Origin of the sequence: Paraliobacillus zengyii, assembly GCF_003268595.1 — a bacterium.
Classification (GTDB): Bacteria; Bacillota; Bacilli; order Bacillales; family Amphibacillaceae; genus Paraliobacillus_A; species Paraliobacillus_A zengyii.
In genome coordinates this window covers 2,296,332-2,314,574 of record NZ_CP029797.1, presented here as the reverse complement: position 1 = coordinate 2,314,574, position 18,243 = coordinate 2,296,332, and the positions used below count along the sequence as shown (strand labels likewise).

The window sequence follows — 18,243 nt, the reverse complement described above, 5'->3', positions numbered from 1 at the left end:
AGTGAGTGTACATTGTCAAAAGCAAGAGATCAAAAACGCGTACGAAATTTTTCAATCATTGCACATATCGATCACGGTAAATCAACATTAGCTGATCGAATATTAGAAAAAACAAAAGCATTGTCTCAACGTGAAATGAAAGAACAATTTTTAGATGCAATGGATTTAGAGCGTGAACGTGGAATTACAATAAAATTAAATGCAGTACAATTACATTATGAACAAGAAAATGGGGATGAATACTTATTTCATCTGATTGACACACCAGGACATGTCGATTTTACATATGAGGTGTCGCGAAGTTTGGCAGCATGTGAGGGTGCAATCTTAGTTGTTGATGCAGCCCAAGGTATTGAAGCACAAACATTAGCTAATGTTTATTTAGCTCTAGATAATGATTTAGAGATCATTCCAGTAATTAATAAAATCGATTTACCAAGCGCTGATCCTGAAAGAGTTAAACAAGAAATCACTGATGTGATAGGTATTGACGGTGATGAAGCAATACTTGCAAGTGCAAAATCAGGAATTGGTATCGATGAAATATTAGAACGTATAGTTGAAAAAATACCTGCACCTAGTGGAAATGCGGATGAGCCATTAAAGGCGTTAATCTTTGACTCATTATATGATACTTATCGGGGTGTTATAGCGTATGTTTGTATCAAAGAGGGTTCCGTTAAAGTAGGCGACACCATCAAAATGATGGCAAATGGAAAAGAGTTTGAAGTCAATGATGTTGGTGTGTTTACACCTAAACCAGTTTCTCAAAATGTACTTTCAGTGGGTGATGTTGGCTATCTAACGGCATCAATGAAGGACGTTGGCGATTCACAAGTCGGTGATACAATAACACTTGCTAATAATCCAGCTGAAGTTGCATTACCTGGTTATCGTCGCTTAAATCCTATGGTGTTTTGTGGATTGTATCCAGTAGATGCTAATAACTATAATGATCTTAGAGAAGCGTTAGAGCGATTAGAGTTAAATGATTCGTCATTACAATATGATCCAGAAACCTCTCAAGCATTAGGTTTTGGATTCCGAGCTGGCTTTTTAGGTTTATTACACATGGAAATCATCCAAGAGCGAATTGAAAGAGAGTTTAATATTGATCTAATAACAACAGCACCAAGTGTTATTTACCAGGTGCTTTTACAAGATGATACGGAAGCATCAATTGATAATCCATCAATTATGCCAGATCCACAATCTGTTAAGGAAATACGTGAACCATTTGTAAAGGCGACAGTAATGGTACCGAATGACTACGTTGGAGCAGTGATGGAGTTGTGTCAGAAAAAACGTGGTGACTTTCTTGATATGCAATATTTAGATGATAATCGTGTTAATGTGGTATATGAAATCCCTTTATCCGAGATTGTCTATGACTTTTTTGATTCTTTAAAATCTCAAACAAAAGGGTATGCTTCTTTTGATTATGAGATGATTGGTTATAAGGTATCGAATCTTGTGAAAATGGATATCTGGTTAAATGGTGAAACAATTGATGCACTTTCATTTATTGTTCACAGGGATTTCTCTTTCGATAGAGGAAAGCAAATTGTTGAGAAATTAAAGAAACTAATTCCAAGGCAGCAGTTTGAAGTGCCAATACAAGCAGCAATAGGAAATAAAATTGTTTCGAGATCTACAATTAAAGCAATGCGTAAAAATGTCTTATCTAAATGTTATGGTGGAGATATAACACGTAAAAGAAAGTTGTTAGAGAAACAAAAAGAAGGTAAAAAGCGTATGAAAATGGTTGGCTCTGTTGAAGTGCCACAAGAAGCATTTATGGCTGTTTTACGTATGGATGAAGATTAAATCAACCTTTAACAGCTAAAATACTCTTAAATATTAGCTTCCCCCACCGTATAGCCACCGAACTGTATTAAAGGGTGGGGGAGTTAATCATTATACATAGCACGTTCAAAGATATCGACTGTCTCATTTTGCATTTTTTCTGTTAAGTGCGAATAGGTGTCTAAAGTTATACTGATTCTTGAATGTCCAAGCCGAGCTTGAATATCTTTTGGCTTTGCACCGCTTTCTAAAAGCAGTGTTGCATGTGTATGCCGGAGTGAATGAAAATTAAAACCTATTTCGAGTTTAACTCTCAAGTTTCGACCGCCCCATTTGCAACTAGAGGGGGTCACATTCTTTCCGTTTTCTTTTGTGCACACAAATTCACTATCCTCATAGAACTCTCCGTAAACAAGCTTATTTTGCTTCTGACGAACACGATGTTTTTTTAAAATGTTGATTAATGTTTTGCCTATTTTAATTTTTCTATAAGAAGCGGCTGTCTTGGGTGTTCCAAAAATCCATTCTTTATTTTTATTAATTAGAATTTTATCTACTTCAATTATCCCATTATCAAGGTCAACACAATCCCAGGTTAAAGCACAGACTTCACTTACACGCATTCCTGTATTTAAACCAATGTGATATGGAATATAAAATATATCTTCTTCAGTAAGATAATCATTAATCTTTTTAAGTGTTTCTTTCGATAAGATTTTCAATTCTTTTTTGGTGGTCCTTTTAGATTCGAATCTTGGTATTTTTACATAATTCATTGGATTATCTCTTATTAATTTGTAGGGGAATACGGCTTGATTTAAAGCGTTTTTAAGAACACTATGAAAAATGGTCAGCGTTTGATGTGAGTAATCATTTCTAAATTTATCATTAATAAACTTCTGTAATACTTCTGGTGACAATGATCTTAAATGCTTATCACCTAAAGCTGGAACAATGTGATTTTTGATAACGCCTCTATAATTTTCTATCGTATTATGTTTTAAATTTAGTTCAACGTATTCTTTTAACCAAAATTGAAAATAATCATGTACTGACGTTTTTGAAGGTTCAAAAAATACGCCACTGTTTTCATACTCTGCAATAGCTTGTCTTAAAACCCTTTCAGCTTCTGGTTTGCTATTTGCACCTTCAGCTTTTCTTTCAATTTTTTTTCGTTTCCCTTCTGTGGTGGCAAGATCAAAATAGTAATACCATGAACCGTAACGTTTCCTTACGCCGCCTTTCATTAATATCAGCTCCCTAAAAAAATAAGCAGGTGATCAGCCTGCCATATTAAATTATCAACGTTGGTAATTTAATCTTGTTCAACAATATAAATTACTACCTTCCCATGAATCACAAGATTGACATCATCAGAGCGGGCCACATAATCAGCAAATCTTTCATCTGTTGAGTCTGGTCTGAAGATTAAAATATCTTCGTGCTTGTACACTTTTTTAACTGAGTATTCATTATTATGACTATAAACAACAATGTCACCATTACATAAATTATTTAAAGATAATTTTTTTACAGCGATTAAAGAATGATGAGGAATAGTCCTGTTCATAGATTCACCATTTACTCTCATTATAAAAATATCTTTACTCCCTGCCCATTTGCCCATAAGCGAATTGGGTATTTTTATATTTTCTACAAATTCTTCTGTAATACCATCAATATTTATTGGCAGACCAGCAGAAACAGACTCAGGATAGTAATTGTAGGAGAAATTTGATTCCTCTTTAAGATTATTTTTATCGCCATTTTCCCAACCCATTAAATAAGAAGGTGTTATCCTCAATGCTTTTGCAAGTGGTTCAACAATATCTATAGGCATATTCTCAATCTCGCTACTCTCATACCTATAAATTGTAGCTCTGTTTTTCCCAAGTGTATTGGCTAGTTCATCAACAGTCATTTTTAGTTGTTTTCTTCTACTTTTTATTCTCGTACCTATGTTCATAAATATTTCACCTCCAATTCGATGAATTTATTATAAACTATTTTGTCGCATTAATGCAACAAAATTAAATAAAAAGAATGAAATAAATCGCGTATTGCAATAAAAAACTGTTGACTCTATATTGTAAATACTTTATGATTTAGTTAATCGCATAATACGCGACATTAATGTGCATGAAAAGAGGTGTGATTAATGAACATAAGCAAGTTAAAAGGTAAAATTGTAGAAAATAATTTAAATGTAGAGAATTTGGCTAAAGAGTTGGGGATGGACAAAAGTACTTTGTATAGGAAACTTAATAATAAAGGGAAGTCATTGACAATTGAGGAAGCAAATAAAATTGTGGAAACATTAAATCTAAGTAAAGAAGAGTCAATGGCTATTTTTTTTAACTCTTTTGTCGCATATAATGCGAATTTTAAAGATAAAGTATTTTAATTTTCTCATAAACTGTTGTAGGGGGTGTAGGAATTGAATTGCTTATACACTATTTCCAAAACTTCTGAAATATTGGGCGTAAATAAAAACAAAGTATATGACCTAATCAAACATGGTCATATACAAGCGCTCAAGTTGGGTTCAATGAAAATTTCATCTTTTGAACTTGATGATTTTATGAAGCGGAATGCTGGTAAAGATTTCTCTGATTTAGAAAATGTTAAAGAATTAAAAGTGATTTATGAAAGGAGTGGTACTTAATGTATAAAGATTTAATTGATCGACTTGATGGTTATTTTGTTGGAACTACCGCAGTAATGGAAGGACAAGCATATTTAATAACAGATGACGATGATGTTGAGTTAGACACTAATTGTCAGATTGAGATTATGACAGTAGATGAAAAAGGTACTCACTACAATGAAATTACTTATGAAGAACTTTTGTATGAACGAACAAAGTTTGAAGGTTGGCCATTGTTTGCTGGATTTCATGCCAGGGTGAAAAGGGGGTGAGAAAGTTTGGAATCAGAATTCAAGATAGAAGGTATGGAGGATGCTACAAAAATGATTAATGAGCTATCAACGAAATTAAATGAAGCTAGAACTATTGCTAACGAACTAGCTTCAACAGAGATCCTAATAAGTGATAAAAGACAAAAAGACATCATCGAATATGTAGATGACTTGAGAGAAGAATTTAGAAATCTAAAGAATTACGATCCGAATGGATATTACTTGGTAGCGGAAGGCGAGACTTTTGAGATTCGAATACAATTAAATCTTTAGTAAATGTTTTACGAGAAGAAATGATATTCAGTTTGTTAATACCAACGGTTACTGCCTTTTCATCTGAAAAATGAAAAAAGATAAATCCTCTTTTTGAAGTGTGAGGTGGTATATCTATAACGGGTTGGAGCCATAAATCACCTATAGGATATCTTATATATTTTTCAGTGCCCGATACTGTTAATCCACCTTTAGTTTCGTTTCTGGGTTGAGTAGTGACTTTATAGTCTGCACCAGGTAGATGATATGAATTGAATTTTAACTGTTCGTTTAATTCGAATTCAACAATTGATATAGGTTTTGCACTTTGATTAGTAATTATAAGATCGACTATTAACCTATAGTCATCGTACCAATAGACATCAGGGTTTTCACTATCAATTATATCAGGTTTAATCAATACTGATTGACTCTTATCTAATTGAATTACTTTGATTGAAGCTCTATTTCTGTAAAAATTAGCGAATGTTATTCCGAATGTTAATGCAGCAATAAAAAAAGTACCCAAGTTAATATTATCTATTAAAAATTGAAGAAATCCTTCTATCAAAAAATACACCTCCTTCCCATACAAGATTCGACATGAAGGAACTAAATTCCTACAAAGGAGGAAAATTTATGACAAAAGTAGCAACTGATCAAGATGTACTGAATAAATTTAAAGGTCGTTTTGAAGAAATCAAGCAAGTGAAAGACGACTACATTAAATCTATTAGACTAGCAGCATTGATGACGGACATGGAATATGTTTTTCGTATACCACTTTTAGGTGCTGAAAGGATTACTGCATTTAAAAGGTCTTTTCCAGAGATCATGTCGTTGTACCAAGAAGTGAAAGAAGTAGGTGTTTTTAATGCTTGAAGGTATAGGGAGCGGATTATTCATTGCTGCAGCTGTTGTGCTGGTTGTGAATGCAATGTTAGGTGTATTGGCCGGCAGGATTGCCAATTACGAGAAACTAGATCGAGGTGAGTAAATATTTATTGGAAATAACTTTTTGTAAAGAGATATGAAAGGTTATATTAACTAGCTAACGCTATGTACGATAATACATTGCTATTCAATTGTCACTTGAAGTAGGAGCTCTGAAGCTATGCTTTGTGGCCAAAAACAATACATTTCCTATATAAAACGAAAGGAGATTTAATATGACTAATTATATTGTCGATTTGAACACATTTGCTAATGGGGCTTTAGCAGAACAGTTTGATTACGAATTAAAAAAGGTTTTAGAAAACATCGGTGATCCAAATACTGATCCAGAAAAGAAGAGAAAGTTACAGGTGAATCTAGTTTTAAAAGCGGATGAAAGACGTCAACTTACTGACGTTGTTGTTGAAGTTAAATCAACGCTTACTCCACGTAATGCAGTATTATCTTCTCTAATTATGGATCGAGATGAAAATGGGGTAGCTACTGCAGCTGAATTAAAGAGTGGCTTAAAAGATCAAACATATTTTGATTCAGATACAGGCGAAATAAAAGATGATCGAGGTCAAAATATAGTTGACCTTCAAAAACAAGGAGGCAAAAAATAATGATAAAAGATGCATTGCAATACTTAGTAGGATTAGGAAATAAAGAAATAAAACAGGTGAATGGCCAAGATTATGCTACAGGTAATGTGCAGTTAATAACTGAACCTATAGGAGAACCAATACATGTGCAAAGCTTATCTGGACTAGTTGGTTATCTGAAATCAAATTTCGATTCAACTGGTGAAGTAATGATACACGTAAAGGATCCAACAACAGTTATTGCTTTTTCAACTATTAATAGTGATGTTAAGCGGAATAGATGGATAGTATCTGATGCTTTTGTTCCAGATTTTCAATTTGATCGATTTTATAATGCGGAGGCCTTCAACATTAAATTACAGTCTTGCTTTCTGAGGAATGAAGATAGTCAAATTGTTTTGAAAGTAGTTGGTAATATTCGTGAAGAAAATGTACAAACAATTGGTGATGATGGGATTAGTCAATCTGTTACTGCAAAAACAGGTATTGCACAGGTTGGTGATGTTAAGGTTCCTAATCCAATTATGGTAGCACCTTACCGTACATTTACTGAAGTGGAACAACCGGAATCGAAATTTGTATTTCGTATGAGAGATGGGGCTGAATGCGCATTATTTGAAGCGGATGGAGGAGCTTGGCAACTAGAAGCAATGGATAACATAAAAGACTATCTATCTAGCGAATTAGAAGAATTAATTCAAGATGGCAAAGTCCATATAATTGCTTAATAAATTACAGGAAGGTATTTCAAAAAACTAAGAAGGTGATGGATTGGATCAATTTACAAAAGTATTTGAAGGGAACCGATTAAGAATCATTGAGAAAGATACTGGACCGTGGTTTGTTGCTAAAGATGTTTGTGAAATTTTAGAAATCAATAATAGCAGACAAGCAATAACACGATTAGATTATGATGAGAAAGCTAGCGTCATTTTAAATGACGGTAGGCAGAATAGACACTTAATGTGTGTTAATGAATTCGGGCTTTACAATTTAGTTTTGTCAAGCCGTAAACCAGAAGCAAAGCAATTTAAAAGATGGATTACTCATGAGGTACTTCCTTCTATTCGTAAAACTGAGAAGTATGAAATAGGACAAGCTTCTTATGCCATTGATGATCCTATAAAACGTGCTCAACTTTGGATAGAAGAACAAAAAGAAAAATTAATGCTTGAACAACGTGTTAAGGAGTATGAACCAAAAGTAAATTACGTAGATAAGATACTTGCATCAAAAGATGCCGTAAACATAACACAAATAGCAAAAGATTATGCATTGAGTGGGAAGAAGTTAAATGACATATTACATGCAGCTGGTGTCCAATACAAAATGAATGGGCAATGGTTGTTATATGGTAAACATCAAGGCAGTGGGTATACCAAATCCAAAACAACAGAATACAGAAAAAAAGATGGGACCACTGGAACGAAACTTCACACCAGATGGACCCAAAAAGGACGTCTTTTTATTCATGAGATATTAAAGTCTCACGGGATTTATCCATTATTAGATAAATCCGCTTAAAAACGTAGGATGATGCACCAACATCATCCTACCCCCTATTATACAACAAATTCAGAAAAGGTGGTTAACATGGCTAAATTTAGAATGGTACACACAGACTTTTGGAACGACCCGAAAATAGTTGAAGAATTTACACCAGAAGATAAGTTTTTCTTTTTATATTTATTGACGAACTCCAAAACAACACAAATTGGTATTTATCAAATTACAAAAAAACAAATAGCTTTTGATATTGGCCATTCGATTGAGAGTGTGAATGCATTATTAGATCGTTTCATTAACCACCATAAATTAGTAGCTTACAATCCAGATACTCGAGAATTAGCCATTAAAAATTGGGGTAAATACAACTTTAATCGTGGAGGTAAACCGGTCTTAGACTGTGTGAAATCAGAACTTCAAGTGGTAAAAGATCATGGGTTGATATCTTATGTTGGAGAACGTATCGAGAAGAAAGAAATTAGAGATTTATACGATACGTATAACGACTCGTACACGATAGGTGGACAAGAAGAAGAAGAAGAAGAAGAAAAAGAAAAAGAAGAAGAACAACAACAACAACAACAAGAAGAATCCGATTTGCGTAATAATAATGAAAATGTCTATGAATTTTATCAAAAGAATATGGGAGTATTATCTCCGTTTATTGCTCAAGAGATTGGTTACTGGGTTCAGGACCTCAGTGAAGATCTTGTTGTACACGCTCTAACAATTGCGTTGGAAAACCAAAAACCTTACGCATATGCTAAAGCAATTATGAAGACCTGGGCTGATCGGAAAATAAAAAACGTTGATGAAGCAAACCAGCTAAGTGCTGAGTTCAAGCATAAGCAAGAATCAAAGTTTTCTAGAAGAGGTACCAAGGAAGATATCGTTCCAGACTGGTTTAAGCAGCAAAAAGAGAAACGACAAAAGGAACGGTCAATCGAGAAAACGAAAGAAGAAGATCTGCCTAATGTTAGTGATTTGCTTGCAAGTTATAACAAGCAAAAAGAGAATCGAGAGTGATTGAAATGGATGACTTATTTACTGATGTCGAACAAACGGCAGTAATGATAAGGAATGCAGTTCGTGATGTCCCGGATCGTATGAATGAAAACAAAAGAGAACTAGATCTAATTAATCAAGAAATCCAAGATTTATTGCATGTCATAGAATTTTCTAGTTTCAACGCTAGTGATGGGTACCGCTTATCAAAAGAATTAAAAATAGCACGAGAAAAGCGGAGAAAACTGAAGAATGATTTGGAATTACTTGAACCGCTTACGACGGTTTTAAAGAAATTTCGTAACAATCTTCAGGAAGTGAATAAAGTTGTTGGTGATATACGAAAAGCAAAAGCGCTACAACAGTCTAGGGTTTATAAATGCAGAGTGCGTGAGGACCTACAAATAAAATTATAAGAAGGTGCTGCAAGTGAATAAATGTGTCGAGTGTAATAAGAAATCAGCGCATCATTGGGGCAGTCATCTATGTTGGGAATGTTATAAAAAGTTGTTCAAAGTAAAGATTGAGGAAGATAAGCATGGGAATAAAGCTAAGTAATGAATTTCATCCGTATCCGAAGTCAAAGCAGTTAGGACTGAAATCAAAGAAGAAGCGGAAGAGTAAAGATTTTACACAAGCTATTAAACTAGCAATCTTTATACGTGATAATTCTCGTTGTGTAAAATGTGGTAGTCATAAAATTGAGAATGTACCACATCACATTATCTATAAAAGTCAAGGCGGGTTAGGTACCAAATATAATGGAGCCACAACGTGTAGAACTTGCCATGATTGGGCACATCACAAGTGTCAAGGACCTAATGGTGAGCCATCAAGTGAAGGGCGTAAATGGTTTGAAAACTGGCAGCAGAATAAACTTGATAAAGATGGGGATCTGCTATGACAAAATTATATGTACAAGAACATATAAGAGAAACTAGTGATGGTGATGTGCTAACAATTATTAAAACATTCAAGTCAAAACCACGTAGGTACAGTTATATAGTTTTTATTTAAGTCAGGGTGGTGATGAAATGTTAAACAGAGTAGTGCTAGTTGGCAGATTAACGAAAGATCCTGCTTTACGCTATACACCAAATGGTGTAGCGGTAGCAAAATTTACAATTTCTGTTAATCGACCATTTTCAAATCAAGAAGGAGATAAAGAAGCTGATTTTGTTAATTGCGTAATCTGGCGAAAACCAGCAGAGAATTTAGCTAAGTTTATGATGAAAGGTAGCATGATTGGTGTAGACGGTCACATCCAAACACATAACTTTCAAGGGGAAGATGGAAAAACAGTATATGTGACGGAGATACTTGCTGGATCTGTTCAATTCTTAGAATCAAAAAATAAATCATCCGCTTCTAAACAATTTCAATAATAACAAGCGGAATATAAAGTAGCTACAGCTAAATTGTCTATAGTGGAATTTCAGAAATTTTTTAAGGGTGAGTGTATAAAAGATGAGATTAGAAAAATTAATTATAAAGCAAGGTGCAGAAAAATTTAACATAGAAATTCCAATAAAAGAAGGAAATTGGCCGTTTATTGTCGTATACTGTGAAGGTATAGCAAAAAAGACCTACTTACCTGGACATGGTGAAACAAAAATTATAACTCATCAAGGCACTGTAAAACGTGTGAAAGTGGAAGAAGGAGAGAATTTTTAAAACATCGATGTCCTTAATTAAAGGAGAATACCATTGGATACTTCACAACTTACTTTTAAAATTTCTGGAGAAGAATTTAATAACGGTTACAATTTATTTCATTTAAATAAAGGACTTAATAATTTTCATACTTTAATAGACAAAGCTTATTTAACTATTGAAGACAGAAAAAAGATGTCAGAAAAAGATCGGGAAATATTGCAAATTAAAGCTTATGATATAAGAGAAGGCTCATTTGAGGCTGATCTTGTAATACATTTAACCGGAGTAAGTCTTTCTCTTTTTCCTGCTTTTCAAAACATGACACCTAAAGACTTATGGAATCTAGTTACAAAAGGATATGAGTATTTAAAAAAGATATTCGAATTAAACAGTCAAGGAATTATAATAAATATGTATCCTAGTGGTGATAACAACGGAAATATAAATATAATAAATGGTGATGGAGATATTTTAATTGAGGAAGCTCCCGAAGTACTTAGATATGCGAGTTTATCCCAAAGAACTTTTGATGAGTTGGCAAGATCTATTAACCCATTAAAAGGGATCGATTCGTTTAATGTTTATGAAAGAGGAAATAACTCCAATAAACTTATAATAGGAGAGGAAGAAAAATTGTTATTTGAAAATATTACAAGAATAGAAGATGAAACAATTAGTTTTAAAGGATATATTTTTAAAAGTAATGCTGAAAACTTCACAGGTAAACTGAAAGTACTAGAAACCTCTGCAGGAATAGGTGTAGGAGATTATAATTTTGAATTTGCGGTAAAAGATAATGAAGAAAAACTGAAAGACACCTATTTAACTGAGAAAACTTTTTTTGCACTTAGAGAAACCACTTTAAATGCTGGTACGTTACAAAGAAAAATTTCGAAATTAAAGATAGTTGAAGTAAGAGACTAATCTTTCAAACTGACAACTTAAAAACAATAATTCATATCTAATACTATCCTTTAGTATAAAAAAAGACCTAAATAGGTCTTAAAATCTAAAAAAAGAACAAACGTTCCCTTCTTCTGTATTATACTACATTGAGAGGGGAAAAGAAATGAATATTAAGCAAAATGTGATTTACAATATGGATTGTATTGAAGGGATGAAACAAATACCTAACAAATCAGTTAATATGATTCTATGTGACTTGCCATATGGCACTACTAACTGTAGATGGGATGAAATAATTCCGTTTGATAGTTTGTGGAAACAATATAAAAGAGTTATAAAAGATAATGGAGCTATTGTGCTAACCGCAAGCCAACCATTTACTACTAAGTTAATAGGGAGTAATATGAGTTGGTTCCGTTATGAATGGATTTGGAAAAAAGGAAAGCATACGACAGGTTTTCAAAATGCAAAAAAAATGCCTTTAAAAAATCATGAAAATATCTGTGTATTTTATAAAAAGTTGCCTACTTATCATCCGCAGGGAGTAGTTCCGCTTTTGAAGGTTAGAAAAGGACAACGTAAAAAGATTGGTGGTATATTTAAAGAAAACGATACAAGCTTGATGAAAGAATATACAACGACACATACAAACTATCCTAAATCTATTCTTGATTTCTCTAGAGATAGTAAGACGTTTCATCCTACTCAAAAACCATTGGTTCTGTTTGAACACCTAATTAAAACATACACAAACAGAGGAGATGTTGTTCTTGATAATTGTATGGGATCATTCACGACTGCAGTTGCTTGTGACAATACCAAAAGAAATTGGATTGGGTTTGAGCTAGAAGAAGAATATTGCATTAAAGGTATGAATCGAATTAATATAAACCGAGAGAAATTAGAATTACCATTAGTAAATATCACTAAAGGATAGAAGAAACTAATTAATTTAGTTCTACCAGTTAACTGGAGGACACTTATTGAGTATGCTGCGTATGCAGTTGCTTAGTTAGTGTCCTTTTTCTTTTTAGGAGGAATAATATTTGTATACTTTTTGCTTTATGTGGTTTTCTGCTGGCCATTATTGACGCTGTACAGATTTTTAAAGTAAAAACACGAAAGGGAGATAAATGATGCAAATGAATTTTAACCTTCCAAAGATTAATAGATTACAAACGCGTAATGCGGTGGAAAGTATCCTAGAGAAATATAAGTTTTTTCTATTAATGGACCCTGAGGAATTACAACCCAAAATAACTGCATCATTCACGATTACACCACCAACAATGAATAATCAGTTCCATTCTTCGACAGAAGATATTGCAATCAAACGTATAGATCATGAGAAGAAACGTCGTGATTTTATTAGGTGGGTGCAACGATCTGTTAATCGTTTGGCATACCAAGAACGAACAGTAATTATCAACCGTTATTTGCAGGAAGATGATATCTATGATTATGAAGTGTATAACGACTTAGGATTCAGTGAAAGAAAGTACTATCGTATCAAATCTAGAGCCTTTTATAAGTTAGCATTTATTATGCATATTGAAGTTTATGAGGAGGAGAGAAGAGCATGAATTTTGTTCAACCCATTAGAGATCCAGAGTTAATCAGGACAATAAAGCACTACTTTAAATCAAAAAGTGAACGGAATTATATGCTTTTCGTTACGGGTATAAACAGTGGCTTGCGAATATCGGATATTCTTCCATTACGTGTTAGTGATACAAAGCAGTCATATTTTAATATAAAGGAATTAAAGACTAATAAACAAAAGCGCATTGAAATGACACCTGCTTTAAAACGGGAATTAAGAATATACATTGATGGAAAAGAAGACTATGAATTTTTATTTAAAAGTAGAGAAGGCGTTAACAAGCCCATTGGTAGAAGCATGGCATATAAAATATTACGTGAAGCTGCAGAGTATGTGGATTTAGAAGAAATAGGCACACATACGTTAAGAAAGACATTTGGATATCATTTTTATAAGCAGTCAAAAGACGTGGCCATGTTACAAAAGATATTTAACCACTCATCTCCAGATATTACGCTACGATACATTGGTATTGATCAAGATGGTATGGATAAAGCAATGAAAAACTTTAAGATTTAATGCTCATTATTTTAATGGGCATTTTTTATTTTAGATTTTTAGGCAAAATGTCACTTTTTTACTACATAATTCACCAAAATAAGATATTGTGTAATTCATTATGCTAAATTGTGGTAGAATTAGGTGTATAAAGCCTTACAGCCTTTTGACGGGTTTTACACACTATAAGATATGGGTAATTAATGAAAAATAAAACTTGACGGGGGATATTTATATGAAGCTCAAAAGTTTAAGGGTTAAAAACTTTCGTAACTTCGAAAATGTGACAATTGATTTAACAAATCAAAATGTTGTATTTGGAATGAATGATGTCGGGAAAACCAATTTTCTATTTGCTATAAGATTTTTGTTAGATAGAGATATACGAAAAAATGGCTTTATTGAGTCGGATTATCTTAAGAATGATACAAATGAAATTATAGAAATAACACTAGGTATTGATTTATCTGATAGAGAGTCTAGTGAAGATTCACAACATATATTAGCTAAAGTTGGAAAAGCAAGATCCAGTAATGATTTAGATAATTTCTTTTTTCAAGTAAAAGGTGTTTATGATGAAGGCGAAGAGGTGGGGATACCTAAAATTTACTGGGGCAGTGCCAAAGATAATTTAGAGGAAATTCCTCAAAATGGAATATATAGTGACTTAGATAATTTATTTAAGATAGTATATATCGATCCAACAATAGATTTGGAGAAAACTTTTTCTAAAAACAGAAAAAAACTATTTGATCAAAATAAACTTGAAACAAGTGATATTGTAATTTCAAATGATATTAAGAAACTTGGATTAGATATGAATCGTAAAATTAGTAGTATGGGAGTTATTCAATCGTTTCAAGAAACTATTACTGAAGAATACCAAAAGTTAAAAAAAGAAAAAATTAATATAGAAATGAAATCAGAGATAACCATTAATGGTTATTTCGGAAATTTAGTTCCTTATATCAAAAGAGAAAATGATGATAATGTTTATCCGACTTCAGGTGACGGGAGAAAAAAGATATTAGCTTATTCTTTAATAAACCATTTAATGAAAGCGCAGGAAGGTAATAAGATAATTATTTATCTAGTTGAGGAACCGGAAAATAGTTTGCATAGGTCTATGCAAATTGCTTTATCCCAACAATTATTTAACTCGGAAGTATATAAGTATTTCTTTTTATCAACCCATTCTTCTGAATTACTGTACGAAATGGATAATGCATCATTAATTAGAATTTATTCTGAAAAACGGATAAACTGTAGTTCATATATTTATAATGTTGATGATGAATATAAAAATGTAAAAAAGGAACTAAATAGAGCATTGTCGACAGCATTATTCTCTGAAAAAGTTCTATTAATAGAAGGGCCTTCAGAAAAAGTATTATTTGAAAAAGTTTTAGAAAAGGTATTTCCAAGATATGAGTTAGAAGGAGGTTATATATTAGAAGTAAATGGAATAAAATTTAAGCCTTACGTAGATGTTTTAAAGGGTTTAAATATTACTTCAATAGTAAAAACAGATAATGATTTAAAAGCAAAAAGGGGTCACCCGACAAAGTTTGATTTAATAGGAATTAATAGATGCTTAAATTTAATACATACAAAAGGAGAACAAACTAAAGAGCATGTTGAAATAGATTATTACTATGAAAATGAAAAAGGTAATAGGGTTTTCAAAGAAAGGGTAAAGCAACAAATGATTAAAGAAAAAAAACGAGAGCAATATGATGTTTTTGAAAAAAGTATAAAACAATTTGAAGAAAATAATATATTTTTATCAAGAATTGATTTAGAACATGATTTGTATGAAGTTATCGAAGCGAGAATGAAAGAAATACTGGGAACAAAACCTATTGATTATCTTCAAAATCATAAATTGATAAATATGATTGAACTTGCTTCTAAGTTAACTATAGAGGATTGTGAAGCTATAATTGAACATCCATTATTTCAATCCTTGTCAAAGTTGGTGCCGAATGAAATTGATTGATAAAGAGGATAGAGATGCGATTTTAGAAGATAATAGAGATATAGTAGTTTCAGCTAGTGCAGGTTCTGGTAAAACTACAATTATGGTTAAAAAAATGATTGTGGAAATTGAAAAAATAAAGGATCATAGAACATTGGCTGCTATTACCTTTACTGTAAAAGCTACTGAAGAAATAAAAAAAAAAATTAAAGAAGATATCAAAAAAACAATTACGGTTATGACAAATGATTCTTTTATAGAAAATGAAATCATAAGACCATTCATTAAAGATGCATTAGGTATGAATTTTAAAAACGATTATTCAGTAGAATATGAAGATAAATATAAATTTGATGATTTTGAATCAGGATTAGAACAACTGGAGAATAATAATATCCTAGGTAGTTTTGAAGATAAAAAACAAAATTTTAAATTTAGACTTGCTTATGAAATATTAGAAAATTCAAAAGCTGCACAAGAATATTTAAAAGCGAAATATTCATGGATATTTATCGATGAATACCAAGATTCTGATAATGACATGCACCTTTTCTTTATGAAATTAAAAAATGAATTAAAATTAAAACTATTTATTGTTGGAGATGCAAAACAAGCAATATATTTATGGCGTGGAGCAATGAGTAACGTATTCGACTTACTAAAGATTGAAAGTTTCAGTTTTTATAAACTTATAACTAATTTCCGTTGTGATAAAGAAATTGAAAATTATGCAAACTTATTTGATAATCCTCAATACTTTATGGATACGAGTGAATATGTTGAAAATGTAGTATTTAAAGAATACAACCCAGGAAATTTTTATGATAGAAGGAATTTTATAGGTTTTGAGCAAGAATTTAAGAGTCTTGTATCTATGAAAGAACTTGATTTAAATAATGAGATAACTATTATTTCTAATTTTAATAATGATGCCAAGAAAATAACAGAACTACTAAATCAAGAAGGATTTGATTTTGTTTTTATACCTAAGACCCCGATTGATGAAGGAATTCCTAATGGGTACTTATTAAAAGAGCTTGCATTATTCATCAAGAATTCAAACTCAACTTACTCAATTTTTGACTTCTTAGAAAATAATTATATAGATGAAAGAATAGGCACAAGATTTGAAGTTAATAAAATAATAGAAAAATTGAGGGTAAGTGAAGATTTAACTTATAAAAAAGTTGAAGAGATTGTTTATGAATTAGCCGATTATTTAGAAATTTCAATTGAGGAAAACGAAATCAATAAATTTAATGAGAGTATTTTTAATAGTAATTACGATATGGCTTTCAGAATCATAGAATCAAAACATAAAGTAATGACAGTTTTCGCTTCAAAAGGCTTAGAGTTTGATCAAGTAATAACATTTGCACGTTATTACAAAATCTATAACGAGGAGCATGTACAAAACCATTATGTTTGTATTACACGCGCCAAAGAAAAGTTTATTATGTTTATTGATGATACAGAATACTATGAACATGTTTCAAAAATAGCGTATGAAAATGGGATAGAAGATAGCAATACACTTTTTAAATATGAGTAAAATAAAGTCAAGATTTTGGCAGAATACAAACAGAGCTAGTTCAAGTATATAGTTTATTATTATATTATGGAATTATAAAAAGTATAAACTTTAATTGTAATAAATAATAATATAAACAAAAAAATTGAGACATCTCGCTAATGAGGTGTCTTTTTTAATATTGAAAAAGACAAGTGTAAATCATAGTAAACAATAAGTCCTGCTTTAATGAATCAATAAAAGAGACCTATTGTAAATGAAAAGGACATGAATATGATTCAATACAAAACTAATGAACAAAAGCGTAAATTCTATGACAGTGCAGAATGGAAGGCTTTAAGAGAACAAGTAAAGAAGCGCGATAACTATGAGTGTCAACAATGTAAACGTGAAGGACGAGTTACTGTGGATACTGGTGAGTATAGTAAAAAAGCTAAACGAAAGAAGATAAAGTTAGTTGTTCACCATATTAAAGAACTCTATCATTATCCAGAACTTGCATTAGACATAGATAATTTAGAAACCGTATGCGTCGATTGTCACAACAAAGAACATGGACGATTATTTCCAAAGAAAGAAAATAAATGGGATGACGAATGGTGGTAGTACCCCCCGGTCAAAAGTTTCGAGAAAAATAAATGCCAGGGGCACCGGGGAGGGGGGTCGATTAACCAGATTTAAAACCAAATTCTCACGTGAGGGGGGTGGGTGCATGTGACAGTGACATTCAGAACCGATGTAAGTACGCATAAGATCAAGGATTATCTCCTGTCTAGGGTAGATACGGATAGCCCTGTTGAAGTCGAAAAAGTTGGTAGGTACTTAAAGCACATTGAGATTTATCGTCGTATGGAACGAACGATTAAAAAAGAGGGTGTTTCAATTACCGTTAAGAATGGCAGTCAAACATATGTGAAATCCCATCCTCTGTTGACTGAGATGAATAAAGTAAATACATCCATCATGAATATAGAACGGACTTTTAACTTCATTGATAATGATGAGACAAATAATAAAACCTATACAGCAAATGATTTGATCTAAT

General features: G+C 32.1%; 23 protein-coding genes and 1 pseudogene. 21 read left to right on the top strand and 3 right to left on the bottom strand.

The annotated features are described in order from the left end of the window. Window positions 1-12: 12 nt before the first annotated feature. Entirely contained in the window at window positions 13-1,827 is a 1,815-nt protein-coding gene (gene lepA, locus DM447_RS11835) for a translation elongation factor 4 (RefSeq protein WP_112181408.1), read from the top strand. Window positions 1,828-1,910: 83 nt separating this feature from the next. On the opposite strand, the gene DM447_RS11830 is transcribed toward lepA, so the two are convergent. Together DM447_RS11830 and DM447_RS11825 are read right to left on the bottom strand one after the other, a co-directional pair. Continuing rightward, window positions 1,911-3,053: a tyrosine-type recombinase/integrase gene (locus DM447_RS11830; protein WP_112181407.1), complete on the bottom strand. Its 1,143-nt coding sequence runs from the start codon at window positions 3,051-3,053 to the stop codon at window positions 1,911-1,913. Between the two features lie 68 nt (window positions 3,054-3,121). Further along, complete coding sequence (locus tag DM447_RS11825) at window positions 3,122-3,772, bottom strand: LexA family protein (protein ID WP_112181406.1); 651 nt, start codon at window positions 3,770-3,772, stop codon at window positions 3,122-3,124. A 192-nt stretch (window positions 3,773-3,964) separates the two neighbouring features. Between DM447_RS11825 and DM447_RS11820 the strand changes: the two genes are divergently transcribed. The 3 genes from DM447_RS11820 to DM447_RS11810 are packed head-to-tail and all read left to right on the top strand — an operon-like array spanning window position 3,965 to window position 4,725. Beyond that, a complete protein-coding gene (locus tag DM447_RS11820) occupies window positions 3,965-4,210 on the top strand; it encodes a helix-turn-helix domain-containing protein (protein WP_112181405.1) in 246 nt (81 codons plus the stop codon). Between the two features lie 33 nt (window positions 4,211-4,243). Beyond that, the gene (locus DM447_RS11815; protein ID WP_112181404.1) at window positions 4,244-4,471 is read left to right on the top strand and encodes a helix-turn-helix domain-containing protein; all 228 of its coding nucleotides are present in this window, start codon (window positions 4,244-4,246) and stop codon (window positions 4,469-4,471) included. Next, entirely contained in the window at window positions 4,471-4,725 is a 255-nt protein-coding gene (locus DM447_RS11810) for a hypothetical protein (protein WP_112181403.1), read from the top strand. The genes DM447_RS11815 and DM447_RS11810 overlap by 1 nt, the downstream gene beginning before the upstream one ends. 184 nt (window positions 4,726-4,909) lie before the next feature. Here DM447_RS11810 and DM447_RS11805 read toward each other — a convergent pair whose 3' ends face one another. Continuing rightward, on the bottom strand, window positions 4,910-5,548 hold the full coding sequence (locus DM447_RS11805; protein ID WP_112181402.1) for a hypothetical protein: 639 nt from the start codon (window positions 5,546-5,548) through the stop codon (window positions 4,910-4,912). A 68-nt stretch (window positions 5,549-5,616) separates the two neighbouring features. Between DM447_RS11805 and DM447_RS11800 the strand changes: the two genes are divergently transcribed. The 17 genes and pseudogenes from DM447_RS11800 (at window position 5,617) to DM447_RS11720 (ending at window position 18,242) form a co-directional block, all read left to right on the top strand. After that, complete coding sequence (locus DM447_RS11800) at window positions 5,617-5,859, top strand: hypothetical protein (protein WP_112181401.1); 243 nt, start codon at window positions 5,617-5,619, stop codon at window positions 5,857-5,859. 287 nt (window positions 5,860-6,146) lie between these two features. Beyond that, window positions 6,147-6,536, top strand: a complete 390-nt coding sequence (locus tag DM447_RS11795; RefSeq protein WP_112181400.1) for a replication terminator protein — start codon at window positions 6,147-6,149, stop codon at window positions 6,534-6,536. After that, window positions 6,536-7,243, top strand: coding sequence for a hypothetical protein (locus DM447_RS11790; RefSeq protein ID WP_112181399.1), 708 nt, complete (start codon window positions 6,536-6,538; stop codon window positions 7,241-7,243). The genes DM447_RS11795 and DM447_RS11790 overlap by 1 nt, the downstream gene beginning before the upstream one ends. Window positions 7,244-7,286: 43 nt before the next feature. Continuing rightward, window positions 7,287-8,039, top strand: coding sequence for a phage antirepressor KilAC domain-containing protein (locus DM447_RS11785; RefSeq protein WP_112181398.1), 753 nt, complete (start codon window positions 7,287-7,289; stop codon window positions 8,037-8,039). A 69-nt stretch (window positions 8,040-8,108) separates the two neighbouring features. Beyond that, entirely contained in the window at window positions 8,109-9,047 is a 939-nt protein-coding gene (locus DM447_RS11780) for a DnaD domain-containing protein (protein ID WP_162632645.1), read from the top strand. A 5-nt stretch (window positions 9,048-9,052) separates the two neighbouring features. Beyond that, window positions 9,053-9,442 carry a hypothetical protein gene (locus DM447_RS11775; protein WP_162632643.1) on the top strand — a complete coding sequence of 130 codons (390 nt, stop codon included), beginning with the start codon at window positions 9,053-9,055 and terminating at the stop codon, window positions 9,440-9,442. A 122-nt stretch (window positions 9,443-9,564) separates the two neighbouring features. After that, a complete protein-coding gene (locus tag DM447_RS11770; protein ID WP_112181395.1) occupies window positions 9,565-9,930 on the top strand; it encodes an HNH endonuclease in 366 nt (121 codons plus the stop codon). A gap of 130 nt (window positions 9,931-10,060) precedes the next feature. Beyond that, window positions 10,061-10,396: pseudogene (gene ssb, locus DM447_RS11765) on the top strand (single-stranded DNA-binding protein); the annotation flags it as partial. 97 nt (window positions 10,397-10,493) lie between these two features. Beyond that, window positions 10,494-10,700, top strand: coding sequence for an XtrA/YqaO family protein (locus tag DM447_RS11760; protein WP_112181393.1), 207 nt, complete (start codon window positions 10,494-10,496; stop codon window positions 10,698-10,700). A gap of 33 nt (window positions 10,701-10,733) precedes the next feature. After that, entirely contained in the window at window positions 10,734-11,606 is an 873-nt protein-coding gene (locus DM447_RS11755) for a hypothetical protein (protein ID WP_112181392.1), read from the top strand. Between the two features lie 145 nt (window positions 11,607-11,751). After that, window positions 11,752-12,525 (top strand): DNA-methyltransferase, encoded by a 774-nt coding sequence (locus DM447_RS11750; protein WP_112181391.1) that lies wholly within the window; start codon window positions 11,752-11,754, stop codon window positions 12,523-12,525. Between the two features lie 199 nt (window positions 12,526-12,724). Continuing rightward, a complete protein-coding gene (locus DM447_RS11745; protein ID WP_241964521.1) occupies window positions 12,725-13,171 on the top strand; it encodes an ArpU family phage packaging/lysis transcriptional regulator in 447 nt (148 codons plus the stop codon). Further along, complete coding sequence (locus tag DM447_RS11740) at window positions 13,168-13,710, top strand: site-specific integrase (RefSeq protein ID WP_112181390.1); 543 nt, start codon at window positions 13,168-13,170, stop codon at window positions 13,708-13,710. Before DM447_RS11745 ends, DM447_RS11740 begins: the two co-directional genes overlap by 4 nt. Window positions 13,711-13,924: 214 nt before the next feature. Then, window positions 13,925-15,688, top strand: a complete 1,764-nt coding sequence (locus tag DM447_RS11735) for an ATP-dependent nuclease (protein WP_112181389.1) — start codon at window positions 13,925-13,927, stop codon at window positions 15,686-15,688. Continuing rightward, on the top strand, window positions 15,675-17,219 hold the full coding sequence (locus DM447_RS11730) for a UvrD-helicase domain-containing protein (protein WP_112181388.1): 1,545 nt from the start codon (window positions 15,675-15,677) through the stop codon (window positions 17,217-17,219). The genes DM447_RS11735 and DM447_RS11730 overlap by 14 nt, the downstream gene beginning before the upstream one ends. Before the next feature lie 252 nt (window positions 17,220-17,471). Then, window positions 17,472-17,804 carry an HNH endonuclease gene (locus DM447_RS11725; protein WP_112181387.1) on the top strand — a complete coding sequence of 111 codons (333 nt, stop codon included), beginning with the start codon at window positions 17,472-17,474 and terminating at the stop codon, window positions 17,802-17,804. A gap of 108 nt (window positions 17,805-17,912) precedes the next feature. Beyond that, window positions 17,913-18,242 carry a P27 family phage terminase small subunit gene (locus DM447_RS11720; protein WP_112181386.1) on the top strand — a complete coding sequence of 110 codons (330 nt, stop codon included), beginning with the start codon at window positions 17,913-17,915 and terminating at the stop codon, window positions 18,240-18,242. The last annotated feature ends 1 nt before the right edge of the window (window position 18,243 follow it).

Excerpts from the sequence above, each read along its gene's own strand:
- DM447_RS11790 (WP_112181399.1), top strand. The coding sequence starts at position 6,536 with ATGATAAAAGATGCATTGCAATACTTAGTAGGATTAGGAAATAAAGAA.
- DM447_RS11740 (WP_112181390.1), top strand. The coding sequence starts at position 13,168 with ATGAATTTTGTTCAACCCATTAGAGATCCAGAGTTAATCAGGACAATA.
- DM447_RS11800 (WP_112181401.1), top strand. The coding sequence starts at position 5,617 with ATGACAAAAGTAGCAACTGATCAAGATGTACTGAATAAATTTAAAGGT.
- DM447_RS11745 (WP_241964521.1), top strand. The coding sequence starts at position 12,725 with ATGCAAATGAATTTTAACCTTCCAAAGATTAATAGATTACAAACGCGT.
- DM447_RS11775 (WP_162632643.1), top strand. The coding sequence starts at position 9,053 with ATGGATGACTTATTTACTGATGTCGAACAAACGGCAGTAATGATAAGG.
- DM447_RS11760 (WP_112181393.1), top strand. The coding sequence starts at position 10,494 with ATGAGATTAGAAAAATTAATTATAAAGCAAGGTGCAGAAAAATTTAAC.
- DM447_RS11810 (WP_112181403.1), top strand. The coding sequence starts at position 4,471 with ATGTATAAAGATTTAATTGATCGACTTGATGGTTATTTTGTTGGAACT.
- DM447_RS11770 (WP_112181395.1), top strand. The coding sequence starts at position 9,565 with ATGGGAATAAAGCTAAGTAATGAATTTCATCCGTATCCGAAGTCAAAG.
- DM447_RS11780 (WP_162632645.1), top strand. The coding sequence starts at position 8,109 with ATGGCTAAATTTAGAATGGTACACACAGACTTTTGGAACGACCCGAAA.
- DM447_RS11730 (WP_112181388.1), top strand. The coding sequence starts at position 15,675 with ATGAAATTGATTGATAAAGAGGATAGAGATGCGATTTTAGAAGATAAT.
- DM447_RS11820 (WP_112181405.1), top strand. The coding sequence starts at position 3,965 with ATGAACATAAGCAAGTTAAAAGGTAAAATTGTAGAAAATAATTTAAAT.
- DM447_RS11750 (WP_112181391.1), top strand. The coding sequence starts at position 11,752 with ATGAATATTAAGCAAAATGTGATTTACAATATGGATTGTATTGAAGGG.
- DM447_RS11830 (WP_112181407.1), bottom strand. The coding sequence starts at position 3,053 with ATGAAAGGCGGCGTAAGGAAACGTTACGGTTCATGGTATTACTATTTT.
- DM447_RS11735 (WP_112181389.1), top strand. The coding sequence starts at position 13,925 with ATGAAGCTCAAAAGTTTAAGGGTTAAAAACTTTCGTAACTTCGAAAAT.
- DM447_RS11725 (WP_112181387.1), top strand. The coding sequence starts at position 17,472 with ATGATTCAATACAAAACTAATGAACAAAAGCGTAAATTCTATGACAGT.
- DM447_RS11795 (WP_112181400.1), top strand. The coding sequence starts at position 6,147 with ATGACTAATTATATTGTCGATTTGAACACATTTGCTAATGGGGCTTTA.
- DM447_RS11825 (WP_112181406.1), bottom strand. The coding sequence starts at position 3,772 with ATGAACATAGGTACGAGAATAAAAAGTAGAAGAAAACAACTAAAAATG.